Source organism: Rhodococcus oryzae, assembly GCF_005049235.1.
In the GTDB taxonomy this organism is placed as follows: Bacteria; Actinomycetota; Actinomycetes; order Mycobacteriales; family Mycobacteriaceae; genus Rhodococcus_G; species Rhodococcus_G oryzae.
In genome coordinates, this window is the sequence record NZ_SUMD01000001.1 from 391,957 (window position 1) to 404,672 (window position 12,716).

The 12,716-nt window shown below is 69.7% G+C and carries 13 protein-coding genes; 5 read left to right on the forward strand and 8 right to left on the reverse strand.

From position 1 onward, the window contains the following. Nucleotides 1-32: 32 nt before the first annotated feature. Nucleotides 33-1,085, reverse strand: a complete 1,053-nt coding sequence (locus tag FCG67_RS01815; RefSeq protein WP_169310418.1) for a metallophosphoesterase family protein — start codon at nt 1,083-1,085, stop codon at nt 33-35. Between the two features lie 28 nt (nt 1,086-1,113). Between FCG67_RS01815 and hisN the strand changes: the two genes are divergently transcribed. Next, nucleotides 1,114-1,941 (forward strand): histidinol-phosphatase, encoded by an 828-nt coding sequence (gene hisN, locus FCG67_RS01820; protein ID WP_136906580.1) that lies wholly within the window; start codon nt 1,114-1,116, stop codon nt 1,939-1,941. 19 nt (nt 1,942-1,960) lie between these two features. On the opposite strand, the gene FCG67_RS01825 is transcribed toward hisN, so the two are convergent. After that, nucleotides 1,961-2,326 (reverse strand): hypothetical protein, encoded by a 366-nt coding sequence (locus FCG67_RS01825; RefSeq protein WP_136906582.1) that lies wholly within the window; start codon nt 2,324-2,326, stop codon nt 1,961-1,963. A gap of 95 nt (nt 2,327-2,421) precedes the next feature. On the opposite strand from FCG67_RS01825, the gene FCG67_RS01830 reads away from it, so the two are divergent. Together FCG67_RS01830 and FCG67_RS01835 are read left to right on the forward strand one after the other, a co-directional pair. Then, nucleotides 2,422-3,216 carry an LLM class flavin-dependent oxidoreductase gene (locus FCG67_RS01830; RefSeq protein ID WP_136906584.1) on the forward strand — a complete coding sequence of 265 codons (795 nt, stop codon included), beginning with the start codon at nt 2,422-2,424 and terminating at the stop codon, nt 3,214-3,216. 47 nt (nt 3,217-3,263) lie between these two features. Next, on the forward strand, nt 3,264-5,201 hold the full coding sequence (locus FCG67_RS01835; RefSeq protein ID WP_169310419.1) for a DUF222 domain-containing protein: 1,938 nt from the start codon (nt 3,264-3,266) through the stop codon (nt 5,199-5,201). Here the strand turns inward: FCG67_RS01835 and FCG67_RS01840 are convergent. Continuing rightward, nucleotides 5,198-5,566, reverse strand: a complete 369-nt coding sequence (locus tag FCG67_RS01840; RefSeq protein WP_136906588.1) for a DUF1304 domain-containing protein — start codon at nt 5,564-5,566, stop codon at nt 5,198-5,200. The two genes, FCG67_RS01835 and FCG67_RS01840, sit on opposite strands and share 4 nt — an antisense overlap. 145 nt (nt 5,567-5,711) lie before the next feature. Here FCG67_RS01840 and FCG67_RS01845 point away from each other — a divergent pair, with 145 nt between their 5' ends. Beyond that, nucleotides 5,712-7,208: a multicopper oxidase family protein gene (locus FCG67_RS01845; RefSeq protein ID WP_136906590.1), complete on the forward strand. Its 1,497-nt coding sequence runs from the start codon at nt 5,712-5,714 to the stop codon at nt 7,206-7,208. Between the two features lie 15 nt (nt 7,209-7,223). Beyond that, nucleotides 7,224-7,550, forward strand: a complete 327-nt coding sequence (locus FCG67_RS01850) for a hypothetical protein (RefSeq protein ID WP_136906592.1) — start codon at nt 7,224-7,226, stop codon at nt 7,548-7,550. Here the strand turns inward: FCG67_RS01850 and FCG67_RS01855 are convergent. The 5 genes from FCG67_RS01855 to FCG67_RS01875 all read right to left on the reverse strand — a co-directional run bounded on the left by FCG67_RS01855 (nt 7,547) and on the right by FCG67_RS01875 (nt 12,714). Further along, nucleotides 7,547-9,061, reverse strand: a complete 1,515-nt coding sequence (locus tag FCG67_RS01855) for a DUF4153 domain-containing protein (protein WP_342775438.1) — start codon at nt 9,059-9,061, stop codon at nt 7,547-7,549. The two genes, FCG67_RS01850 and FCG67_RS01855, sit on opposite strands and share 4 nt — an antisense overlap. Before the next feature lie 101 nt (nt 9,062-9,162). After that, entirely contained in the window at nt 9,163-10,152 is a 990-nt protein-coding gene (locus FCG67_RS01860) for a HAMP domain-containing sensor histidine kinase (protein ID WP_136906594.1), read from the reverse strand. Continuing rightward, a complete protein-coding gene (locus FCG67_RS01865; RefSeq protein WP_136906596.1) occupies nt 10,149-10,826 on the reverse strand; it encodes a response regulator transcription factor in 678 nt (225 codons plus the stop codon). The genes FCG67_RS01860 and FCG67_RS01865 overlap by 4 nt, the downstream gene beginning before the upstream one ends. A 77-nt stretch (nt 10,827-10,903) precedes the next feature. After that, a complete protein-coding gene (locus tag FCG67_RS01870; protein ID WP_136906598.1) occupies nt 10,904-11,536 on the reverse strand; it encodes a response regulator in 633 nt (210 codons plus the stop codon). After that, complete coding sequence (locus tag FCG67_RS01875; protein ID WP_342775439.1) at nt 11,533-12,714, reverse strand: sensor histidine kinase; 1,182 nt, start codon at nt 12,712-12,714, stop codon at nt 11,533-11,535. The genes FCG67_RS01870 and FCG67_RS01875 overlap by 4 nt, the downstream gene beginning before the upstream one ends. Between the last annotated feature and the right edge of the window lie 2 nt (nt 12,715-12,716).

Sequence of the window (12,716 nt, forward strand, 5' to 3'; positions counted from 1 at the left end):
GTGCCCGCAGGGGACTGCCGCCGCGGTCGCCCTCAGGTGACCGCGCCGGGCCAGCCCGGCGACGCGACGACCACTGGGCCGGGCCGGCCGTCGACGCGGAACTCCGCCGTCCGGATCACCGCGTTCCGCCGGAAGTCGAGCGCATGGATCCGGACCGTCGGGCCGTCCACCTCGATCCGCAGGCCCTGGTTCTCCTGCCGGTCGAGGGGCGCCTCGCCGCCGCGGCCGTCCGGGCCGAAGCCGGTCTGCACGGCGCCGGTGTTGACCGCCGCGAACCCGTCCGGGTGCCCGCCCGGCGCGGTCCGCCTGGTCAGCCAGTCCTCGCGATAGAGGCTCCAATGGGTGTGTCCGCTCAGCAGCAGCGCGTTGGGGAACCCGGCCAGCAGGGCCAGCAGCTCGTCGGATTCCGCATAGTCACTGCTGTAGATCCTCGGGGCCTGGGTGAGCGGATCGGTGAAGGTCCCCGACACCGTGCCCGGCAGCGCGTGATGGCTCATCACCAGCACCGGGCGCTGCCGCGGGCACTCCTCGAGCGTGTCCCGCAGCCAGTCCAGCTGGGTGCGGCCGAGGATCACGCAGTGTCCGCCCGCCTCGCTGCCGTCCGTGGTGCCGAGCCGGATCACCGGCACCCCGCCGACCTCGTGCGCGGAGAACAGTCCCGGCATCGCCGAGTGCCGCAGGAACCGCTCGACCGACACCTCGCTCGATTCACCGTTGTAGAACTCGTGGTTGCCGATCGTGTAAAGCGCGTCCGGATGCTCGCCGAGGCGCAACCGGTCGAACAGTTCCTCGTACTCGTGCTCGCGGCCGTTCGGGGTGAGATCACCGTTGACGAGTAGCGCGTCCGCCCGGCCGAACGCCTCGAGTCCGTCGAGCGCACGGTCGAGGTCGGCGAGGTCGCCCTGGATGTCGGAGATCACGTCGAACCAGACGGCCGTCGAGGGCTTCTGCCTCGGCGGGGCAGCCGTGCCCGGCGTGTGCGCGGTCATACCGACGAATTCTGCCGCGGCCAGACCCGCCAGCGCGCCACCTCCGAGGAGAACACTGCGCCGCGTCAGCATCACGATCCCGATCGTCGCAGTCACGGCGAAACGGCCGCCCGCCTCGCGCTGAATGCGCGGTGAATCGCCGAGGAAGTCCGGACCCGGGTCGAGTACCGTCTTCGCCGTGACCGATCTCGAACTCGCACTGCGCATCGCCGATGAGGCCGACACCATCACCATGGCCCGCTTCGGCGCGCTCGATCTGAAGGTCGACGACAAGCCCGACCTCACCCCGGTCTCGGACGCGGACCTCGCGGTCGAGCGGGCGGTTCGGGCGGTGCTCGCGGCGGAGCGGCCCGACGACGCGGTCCTCGGCGAGGAGTTCGGCGGCGATGCGACGTTCGAGGGCAGGCAGTGGGTGGTCGACCCGATCGACGGCACCAAGAACTTCGTCCGCGGCGTACCGGTGTGGGCCACGCTGATCGCGCTGCTGCAGGACGGGATTCCCGTCGTCGGCGTCATCAGCGCACCGGCATTGAAGCGCCGCTGGTGGGCCGCCGAGGGTGCGGGCGCGCACGCGTCATTCGATGGCGGCGAGCCCACCCGGATCTCGGCGTCCGCGGTGGACCGGTTGGAGTCGGCGAGCCTGAGCTTCGCGAGCCTGAGCGGCTGGCGTGACCGCGGGATCCGCGACCAGTTCATCGCGCTCACCGACGAGGTGTGGCGGGTCCGCGGCTACGGCGACTTCTACTCCTACTGCCTCCTGGCCGAGGGCGCGCTCGAGATCGCCGCCGAACCCGAGGTCTCGCTGTGGGACCTGGCGCCGTTGGACATCCTGGTGCGCGAGGCAGGCGGACGCTTCACCGCCCTCGACGGCAGCGCTGGCCCGCACGGCGGCAGCGCGGTGGCGAGCAACGGTCTGCTGCATGATGCGGTGTTGGGGCGGCTGGGAATGTAGCAGTCGAACACTGCGTAGCTCAGGGTCCGCCCGAGAGCGAGTAGGCGATGTATCGATCGCCCCACTTCAGGAAGGCGCTCGTCGTGGCCTCACCGCGGACTTCATCGTTCTGCCACTGATAGATGCCGTGCACGGATGGCAAGAAGCCCGCTCGCTCCAGCGTCCAGGTCCCGGTGTGCGTGGGACCGTACCGCTGATCCAGTTCCTCGCGACTGAACTCGGCGTTGCCCAGAAGGTAGGTCCTGCCGAGTGACTCAATGCTCTCCGGCGGAGTGAAGACGTTGACACTGCGGTAGACAAGCATTGTGTAGAGCAGACCCGCCCCGAAGATCGCCGTGAGCGTCAGGGCCCCTACGCGCAGCGCTCGACGAGCTGGGAATGGCATGGCTCACAGTACAACCCGTAGGTCAGGCTGGATGGTCGCACTCACAACTGCGCAGACCCATCCGATTGGGGGCAAAGCGGCGCTATGGTTCGACGATGCGTCATGCGATCTACGTGCCGCTCTTCGGCGCACTGGCTGACCCGCACGCGATCACCGACATTGCACAGGCCGCCGAAGAATCGGGCTGGGATGGGCTCTTCGTTTGGGATCATGTCCTGAGTCCCATTTCGGGCGAGTGGGACATCGCGGATCCCTGGGTGGTGTTGGCCGCTGCGGCGACGGTGACCAGCCGGATCAAGTTGGGGCCGATGGTGACACCACTGCCACGACGGCGGGTCATCAAACTGGCACGAGAGACGGTGACCCTCGACCACCTGAGTCGTGGTCGCCTGATCGTGGGTTTGGGCACAGGCAGCGATGCCGGACGGGAGTACTCGGCCTTCGGTGATGTCGCCGATCCTCGTCAGCGTGGCCGAGCGCTCGATGAAGGCGCCGAAGTTCTGGCCGCATTGTGGGCCGGCGAGACCGTCACCCACCGTGGGCTCCTGGTGGCCGAAGAGGTGCACATCCTCCCCCGGCCGGTCCAGCAGCCACGGATTCCGCTGTGGTTCGGCACCGAGCGCACTTCGGGCCGCCCGATAGAGCGAGCCGCACGATACGACGGAATCTTCCCACTCGAAATAGATGCGGCAGGGGTTGCGCGCATCGTGGAGAGAATCGAGACCGTGCGTGGTTCGTCTGGGGCGTTCGATATCGCAGTGGTAGCTCGTCCTGGCGTCGACCTCGAGGCCCTCAGCAGGGCCGGCGCCACATGGGCGATGCACGCCTTTTGGCCAGGACATACCCCGGAACAGGTGCTGCGAGTGATAGATCGAGGCACCCCCGACTGAATCCCCTCGGAATCATCTTGTCGGTGGTCCCACGTAGACTCGTACACATGTTCGATACCGGGGGGTTTCGGGGTGGCGCAGGTGAGGGCGCCCGCGGCGTCGAGCGCCCTGTGGATTTCGAGGACGGTGCGGCCGCGTTGTCGGCGTTGCGCGAGTACGGGCGGGCGGAGAACATCGCCGCCGCGCACAAGGTGCTCACGGCGGCGGCGTTTGCGCGGCGGCAGTTCGCGCACGAGGTGGATTTGTTCGGGGAGGAGTTCGCCTATCGGGCGGGTCGGTCGGCGGAGATGGAGACCTCGCTCGCTCTCGGGGTGAGTGCGTTCACCGCGGAACGGTATGTGGCGGTGGGCAATGCGTTGGATCTGCGGTTGCCGTTGATTCGTGCGGTGTTCGTGTCGGGGCGGGTGGACTTTCCGCGGGTGTTCGCGATCGTCGACGCGACCGCGGAGATCTCCGACGCGACACTCGCCCTCATGGAGGGCCACCTCGCGGACGCCGCGCTGTATCTGACGCCGAAGAAGTTGGTGGCGGAGGTGATGCGGGAGCTGATCCGCATCAACCCCGCCGAGGCGGAGGAACTGCGGAAGCGAAAAGAACGACATAGCCGTCGGGTGTCGGTGACGGCGGACCTGCACGGCATGGCCCAGGTGTACGCCACCCTCACGGCCGCCGAGGGTCGGACCCTCGACAGTCTCATTCTGGAGATAGCCGGCACCGTCTGTCGCGAGGACCCGCGCACGGTCGACAACCTGCGCACCGATGCGTTCATGGCACTGGTGCACGGCGAGACCTACCTCCATTGCCAGTGCGGGCGGGACGACTGCCCGACCGCGCTCCTACCGCGACCCGAGCGGCCGAAACCCGAGGTACACATCCACATCGACCTGGAGAGCCTGCTTCGGCTGGCGGATCGCCCCGGACATCTGGAGGGGCACGGGCCGATCGATCCGGAGTTGGCGCGGTTGCTCGCCGGGGATGCGACGTGGCAGGCGGTGATCACCGACGCAAGACGAATCCAGGCTGAGCGAAGTGCAGCTGGCGGCGATGAGGGCGAGAACGGCAGCGACGTCGAGTCGGAGAGCAACGAGCCACAACATCAACCATGGGTAGGCGGTGAACCGCCCGACCGTGTGCCCGACTGCCCACCACGAGAAACGAAGGGCGACAGCGGTTCAGGGGACAGCTCTGCCTCATCCCCACCGCCCGGAGTTCCGGCCCGCTATCGACTGCGCCGCCGCCGCGCTGGGCAACTACCGCCGCAGCAAGATGCGCCCCCACGATCGGATGCCGGCCCACGAGAGCCGCGGATCACCGACATCCTCGACGCGATCACGGCGAACCCGGCCCTGCTCGACGGCCAACACCCCGACGGGCACGGCGGATACGCCCACCCACCCCGCGGCGCCCTGACCTACCGGCCCAGCAACGCCGTCCGCACGGCGGTCTTCGACAAATACGACACCTGCACCTTCCCCGGCTGCACCGTCAAGGCCCGGGACTGCCAGTTCGACCACATCGTCGAATTCGACCCCGACAACCCCTACGCGGGCGGCTGGACCATCGAGAGCAACGGCGAACCCGCCTGCATCTGGCACCACCAGGCCAAGACCGATCGCCTCTTCCGCGTCGTCCGCCTCGACGGCGACGTGATCGCCTGGGTCGGCGCGCACGGCGCAATCGGAGTCACCCTGCCGCTACCGGTCGCACAACGCCCAAGCGCCCGTACCAAGAAACCCGCGGCTCGGCCAACCTCAAGGCCGCCACTTGCACCCCCGCCGCCGCCCGAACCACCCGACCTCGGAATCTACGAACCGACCTGGTGGGAAACACACATGCACCCCACCGACCTACCCCCGACGCTCCCAGAGCTCGCCACCATCACCGACCCGGCCCACCTCGCACGCTGCGCACAACTGCGCGCCCACCACGCCGAACACCTCGCGATCCTGGGCGAACGTCTCCGATACCAACCCCCGCCGTTCTAGAACACGGCCGCGGTGATCAGCGCGAGCAGCGGGGTGATCCCCTGAACCACCGCAGGCCGCAGGTACTTTGCGCCCGTCGATGCGAGGACCACCGCGGCACCGATGATGCTCACGCAGCAGAAGACGACGATGGCATGCCCGGCGTCACCCCCGATGATCAGGCCGACCACGATGCCGATCGCGAGGAAGAGGTTGTAGAAACCCTGGTTGTACGCCAACGGACGGGCGACATCCGCGTCCCGCTGGCTGGTCAGGCCGAAGCGTTTCCAGACCTCCGGGCGCGTCCACCACACGCTCTCCATGGCAAAGATCACGACGTGTAGCGCAGCAGCGAGACCAGCGAATATCTGGGCGATGACCGGCATGACAGAACGATGCCACACCGGCACCGGCGTCGCGCGCTAACACAGCACGACTGCCCTGACAAGGCCCGCAGGGAGGAGCCGAATCGCCGGAACACCGGCCTACGGACGGGCGGCACGCGCTCCACCGCCCCGAAGACTCGAAGGCATGAACGTCGTCTCCAGGCGCGCCTTCCTGATGGGGCTCGCCGCCACCCCGATCGCCCTGTCCGCCGGATGCGCAGCCGGCCAGTCGAGCCCGGCGGGCACTTCCTCCCGGCCGCTGCCCATCCCGCCGCTCGCGACCGCCACCACCGACGCGGCGGGTACTCGGCATTTCACCCTCACCGCAGGGGCGGGCAGCTCGGAGATCCTGGCAGGCAAGTCGACCGCGACGTGGGGGTTCAACGGTTCGATGCTGGGTCCGACCATCCGCGCCCGCCGCGGCGAGTCGGTCGCGTTCACCATCGACAACGGCCTGCCCGAGGCCACCACGGTGCACTGGCACGGGATGCACGTGCCCGCCCGGTTCGACGGCGGACCGCACCAGACCATCGAGCCCGGCGCGCGCTGGGAGTCGGCCTGGACGGTGAACCAGCCGGGCGCGACCCTCTGGTATCACCCGCACCCGCACGGCTCCACCGAGAAGCACGTCTACCGCGGCCTGGCCGGGCTGTTCCTGGTCGACGACGAGGTCACCGACGCGGTCGATCTGCCCAAGACCTATGGGGTGGACGACATCCCGCTGATCATCCAGGACAAGCGCTTCACCGCCGACGGCACCCTCGACGAGTCCGACCCCACCGACATCGGGCTGCTGGGCGACACCATCGTCACCAACGGGATCGCCGGCGCCCACCTACCGGTCAGCACCGAGCGGGTTCGGCTGCGGATCCTCAACGGTTCCTCGGGCCGGATGTACAACCTCGGCTTCGCCGATGATCGCGAGTTCCATCTGGTCGCGAGCGACGGCGGGCTGCTGGCGGCGCCGGTACCGCTCACCCGGGTCCGGCTCAGCCCCGGTGAGCGGGCCGAGATCGTGGTGGCCGTGAGCGGTTCGAACGCGCTGCTGCGCGCGTTGCCCCACGAGGACCACGCCGGACTGGACCGCGGCGACGCGGCCGCGTTCGGGGTGCAGGACAGCTTCGACATCCTCGAGCTGCGACCCAGCGAGAACCCGACCGGCTCACCCGCACTGCCCGCATCGCTGGCGACCATCGCACCGCTCGACCCCACGGGCGCGGCCGTGGAGCGCAGCTTCGAGCTCCAGTGGTTCATGATCAATGGCGCCCAGATGGACATGAACCGCATCGACTTCTCCCCCACCGTCGACACCACCGAGGTGTGGACGGTGCGCAATGTCGACAACTGGCCGCACAACTTCCACGTGCACGACGTGCAGTTCCAGATCATCGACATCGACGGCAGCCCGCCGCCCCCGGCGCTGGCCGGCTGGAAGGACACCGTCTACACGCCGCCGGGCGTTCGGTTCCGGCTGGCGCTGCGCTTCACCGAGTACACCGACCCGACCTTTCCGTACATGTACCACTGCCATCTGCTGCTGCACGAGGATCAGGGCATGATGGGGCAGTTCCTCGTCCTCGAACCGGGTCAGAAGCCCGCTCCGATGGCGATGGACATGTCACACCAGGGGCACGGCGGCTAGCGGTTGGGAGGCCTGATGGAACCGGACGAGGTCGATTTCGCGCACACCGACGCGGCCGACCGGAAGCGGCGCGAGAAGGCCACCGAGCTGGCCCGGTTCGCATGGGACCGGGCCATCAGCGGGGCCGAGCTCCTCGAACTGCCCGACGACCGGCTGCGCAAGCTCGCGAGGGCGGCAGGCGCGAACCCGCCGAGCACCAGGGAGACCTGGACCGTAGTAGCCGATCTGCTCGACCAGAAGTCGGCCTGGGCCGCCGCGAACCCCGATCACCCGCAGGCCTCCCCGGCGCACGCCGACGAGAAGATCATGTGGGTCAAGCGGCCCATCCCGCCCTGGACCTAGCCCAGCGAGGAAAGGTCGGTGCACTCCCCTACCGGCCTCGCCCGCAGGATCTCGCGTGCACGTACCCGCGCGTGGTTGTACTCGAACAACCCTGTGTCGTCGCCGACGTCCATCCCGAGCAGCGCGCACGAGCGTGCGGGCTCGGGCAGCCGGTCGAGGGCGGGCACCGCATCGACGGACAGGCCGCGCAGGTACCCGACGTCGATGTTCCCGGTGTCGGCGTACCGCTGCACGTTCCGCTCCGCGATGTAGCCATCCGGGTTGAACACGGCGAACCCGAGCAGCCCCACTGCCACCGATGCCAGCACCGCCCGCGGCAGCCACCGCCCCGACATCCGCACCCCGGCCACCATCAGCAACACGAAGACCACACCGAGCCACAGCTCCGTCGCCATCACGCTCACGCGCAGCCGGGTGAAGCCGAACTCGTTCTCGTACAGCGACATCCGATGCACCGCCGACGCGACGATCACGAGGGTGAGGACGCAGAGCGCTCCGAGGAGCAGGCGGGCGCTCACCCGGTCCCCCTGGTCCTGCCTGTCCACCTTCCGGACGGCGACCGCTATGACGGCCAGGGTGAGGACGGTGACCGCGGTGAGCTGCCAGAAGCCCTGCCGCGCGTAATCGGCGTAGGTCAGATCGTCCGTGTCCTGTACGTGCTCGTCCCCGCCGAACAGCACCCGTACCTGCACCGCGACGAAGACCGCGAACAGCAGGTCCAGCAGCGCCAGCGGCACCGCCCACTCCCACCGCGCGACCGGGCGCCCGGGTCGGGGCGCCAGTGCATCTAAACGCGGGGTCCGCCGCCGCAGGTAGGCCCCTGCGAGTGCCGTGCCCATGACGAGGAAACCGAGAATCAGGCGACCTACCGGATTCGTCACCTGCACGTCGGGAACCACCGCGCCGAACAGCTCGGCGAACTCGGGGTCGGCGCTGACGAAGAGGGAACCGAACACCAGGATCAGCACGACGCTGATCGCCGTCACGGCGGCCACCCGGCCCGGTTTCACGCCCCGCCCGGTCCGGAACCTGGCACGGCCACGCCGCACCCAGCAGGTCACGCGCACGGGGGTGAGCCAGACCGCGGTCGACGCCAGCGCGAGGCCCGTCCACGTCCAGCCGCCGACAAGGGCGACCGATCCGACGACCCAGCTCGCCACCACGCACAGCGTGACCAGCCACTCGGCGCCGCGCACCGCCGCCACCGCGAGCAGGGCGAGGGCGCCGAGGGCCGCGCCGACCTGCAGCCTCGTCGGACGCGGACGAACGGTCGCGAACGCGGTGGCCGCCACGGCCGCTCCGGTCAGGAGGTAGGCGATGCTCACCACCGTCACCTGCAGTGTGAGGGTGGCGATGGCGCCGGCACCCAGCGCGGCGGCCAGGGTCGCGCGGGGGGCCATCGACGTGTGGTCGTGCCGCCACATCCCGCGTGGCCAGCGCCAAGGGCGGCCGCCCCGCACCATTTCGGGGCGCGCCGCCGTCATCGCTCGGTCCATCGTCTCTGCGCTCATCTGGTCCTCCTGATCCGCGCCCACCCGGCATGCGGGCAGGCGTCATCACGGGACCGGCCGGGAAGGCCGGACCCCAAGGGAATTCGCTTTTGTCTGTCGGGTCAGGTCTGCGGAATCGATACCCGGATGCAGCAGCCCGGACCGGTGTCGAGTACCTCGATCCGGCCGCTGTGCAGCTCGACCGCCCAGCGTGCGATCGCGAGCCCGAGGCCGGTCCCGCCGTCCGGCGCGCCGCCGCGGGTGAAGCGCTCGAACACCCGGGACCGGTCGGCCGCCGGGATGCCGGGGCCGTCGTCGTGCACGTCGAGGATCAGCTGGCCCGAGTCCTGGTCGACCCGGACGCGGACCCGCACGGGCGCATCAGGCGAACCGTGCCGCGCCGCGTTGTCGAGGAGGTTGGCGATCACCTGATGGAGTCGGGCCGTGTCCGCGACTGCGCGCAGCCCCGCCGGTGTCACCTCCACCCGGGCAGGCAACGGACCGCTTGGGCCTGCGGCCTGCCGGATCACCTCGTCCAGGAACGGCTCGATCTCGAAAGTGGTGCGCTGCAACGGCACCGCGCCGCCCTCCAGCCGGGACAGATCCAGCAGGTCCGCAACCAGGCTGCCCAGCCGTTCGGTCTGGGCGAGCGCCGACCGCATCGTCTGCTGATCGGGCGTCTCGACGCCGTCTACCACGTTCTCCAGCACCGCCTGCAGGGCCGCGATAGGGGTCCGCAGCTCGTGTGAGACGTTGCCGATCAGCTCACGGCGGTATCGGTCGTCGGCCTCGAGATCCTCCGCCATCTGGTTGAACGCCGTCGCCAGCTGACCGATCTCGTCCCGCGACGTCGAACGCACCCGGCGCGAATAGTCGCCGGTCGCCATCGCCCGCGCCGCGGCGGTCATCTCCCGCAGCGGCGACGTCATGCCGTGCGCGAGCACCTGGGTCACCGCGAGCGCGGCGAGGAGGGCGGCGAGCAACGCGAACCGGAACTGCCACTGCGCGGTGATCCAGAAGGTCAGCGACGCGAGGAACAGCGAGGCCACCACCAGCAGGCCGGTCTTGGCCTTGAACGAACGCAACGGGTCCAGCGGCCTCGGCCAGTTCACCTCGGCACCTCCAGTGCGTAACCGACCCCGTGCACGGTGCGGATCATGTCGCCGCCCAGCTTGCGGCGCAACGCCTTCACGTGGCTGTCGACGGTGCGGCTACTGGCCGACTCGCCCCAGCCCCAGACCTGCTCGAGCAGCGTTTCGCGGGCGATCGCCGCGCGCGGACGCAGGGCCAGGTGCGCCAGCAGGTCGAACTCGGTCCGGGTCAGGTGGACCTCCTCGGACCCGAGCCGGACCCGCCGAGCGGTGAGGTCGATCGTCACCTCGCCGACGGCGAGGGTCTCGGGCTGCTCCGGCACGGCACGCTCTGAACGGCGCAGCAGCGCGGCCACTCGAGCGACCAGGATCCGCATGCTGAACGGCTTGCTGAGGTAGTCGTCCGCGCCCACCCCGAGCCCGATCACCATGTCCGTCTCGTCGGCGCGGGCGGTCAGCATCAGCACCGGAACCGGCCGGGTGGCCTGGATGCGCCTGCACACCTCGAGCCCGTCGAAACCCGGCAGCATGACGTCAAGCACCACCGCGTCCGGGTCGAAGCTCGCGCACGCCGACACAGCGCCCGGCCCGTCCGCCGCCGTCTCGACCTCGTACCCCTCCGCGCGCAACCGCGCGGCAATCGACTCGGAGATCGTGCGTTCGTCGTCGACGACGAGCACTCTTCGCTGGGTCATGCATCGACTGTATGGGCCGTGTGTGGGGATGCCCGGCAGGAGTTGTGAAGGTTGTGTGCAGGTTTGCGGGCCGCGGCTCAGCCGCGTTTGTGCGAGTAGACCGCAAGCCGGACCCGGTTGTCGCATCCGGTCTTGTCCATCAGGTTGGCGATGTGCGTCTTCACGGTCGTCACCCCGAGGTGCAGCCGGTCGGCGATCTCCTGATTGCTCAGCCCCTCACCGACGAGTGCCAGCACCTCCTGCTCGCGCGCCGTCAGCGCGACGCCCACGTCCCCGGACGGTTGCGGGCCGGTGTCGAGCGCGCGGTCGACCAGCCGCCGCAGCAACGCGGGCGAGAACAGCATGTCGCCGTCGACGATGCCGTGGATCGCACTCAACAGATCAGTGGGCGCGGTGTCCTTGACCAGGAACCCCGCCGCCCCCGCCGCCAGCGCGGGATAGAGGTGGTCGTCATCGTCGAAGGTGGTGAGCACCAACACCTTCGCCTCCGGCCGCGACCCCAGGATCTGGCGGGTCGCCTCGATGCCGTCCAGCCCCGGCATCCGCAGGTCCATGAGTATCAGGTCCGGCGACAACTCTGCGGCCAGCCGGACCGCCTCGACCCCGTTCGCCGCCTCGCCGACCACCTCGAGGTCTTCGGTCGATTCGCACAGCATCCGCAGCCCGGCGCGGACCAGGCGCTGGTCGTCGACGATCAGCAATCGGATCACTTCTCCCCCTCCACGGCGGTGACGGCGACGCCGGGGAGCCAGGCATCGACCTCCCACCCTCGCTCCGTCGGGCCGACGTCGAGGGTGCCGCCGACGAGTTCGACGCGCTCGCCCATCCCGATGATCCCGTGCCCGGCCGGATTCGGGGCGCCCGCGTCGTGGCCGGAGTCGGTGACCCGGACAGCGATGCCCCCACTTCGGCGTGCCACCGTCACCGCGACCGCCCCGCCGGGGTCCACGTGCTTCATGACATTGGTCAGCGATTCCTGCACCACCCGCAGCAACGTGAGCCTGCCGATCGCATCCAGCCCGCCCAGGTCCGGGTCCACCTCCGAAGAGACCGTGTATCCCGCCGCCCGGGTGCGCTCGATCGCGGCATCGATCTCGGTGGGCACCGCGTCGGACTCGACCAGCGCGACCTCGCCCAGGGCCGGATCCCGCAACGCCACCAACAGCCTGCGGATGTCGGCGAGCGCATCGGAGGCCGTCGCGTGCACGTCGTCGAGCACCCCGTGGACCCGTGGATCCGCGTCCGCGAGTACGTGCCGCGCGACCCCGATCCGCAGCACGATCGATGCCATGTGGTGCGCGACGAGGTCGTGCAGTTCCCTCGCCAGTGCGCTGCGTTCGGCGGCCCTGGCGTGGAGTTCGGCTTCGGCCCTGCGTGATTCGGCGGCCACGGCCTGTGCCCGGTAGGTCACCGCGAGGTCCCGTTGCGCTCGCAGGTACAGCCCGAGCAGCAGGGGTAGGCCCACATACGCCACAGTCGAGACCGCGCTCGCGGGGCGCCAGAAGTCCGTATGGCTGTCGACCCAGATCCCGGCGAGCACCGCACCGGTCCAGCAAACGGTCGCGGTGACCACCTGCCAGGTCCGATGTGTGCGCATCGCGACCTCGGCCAGCGACACCGCCCCCAGATACGGGACCAGCTCGGACAGCCCCCACGCGTCCGCCGCGAACAGCGGAACCGCCAGCGCGGACAGCACGACAGAGACGGGTAGCGGCCACCGGTCGCCCACGACGAAGGCCGCGGCCGCGGCCACGGACAGCAGCCAGTAGGCGGCCGGCACCTGGTACTCGCCCGGGAAGTCGCTCGCGAGCAGCATCAGCGGCACCAGAACCAGGGGCGCACAGCGCACCAGCGGGCGCAGGTCGCGACGCGGTCGGATCTCGATCACGA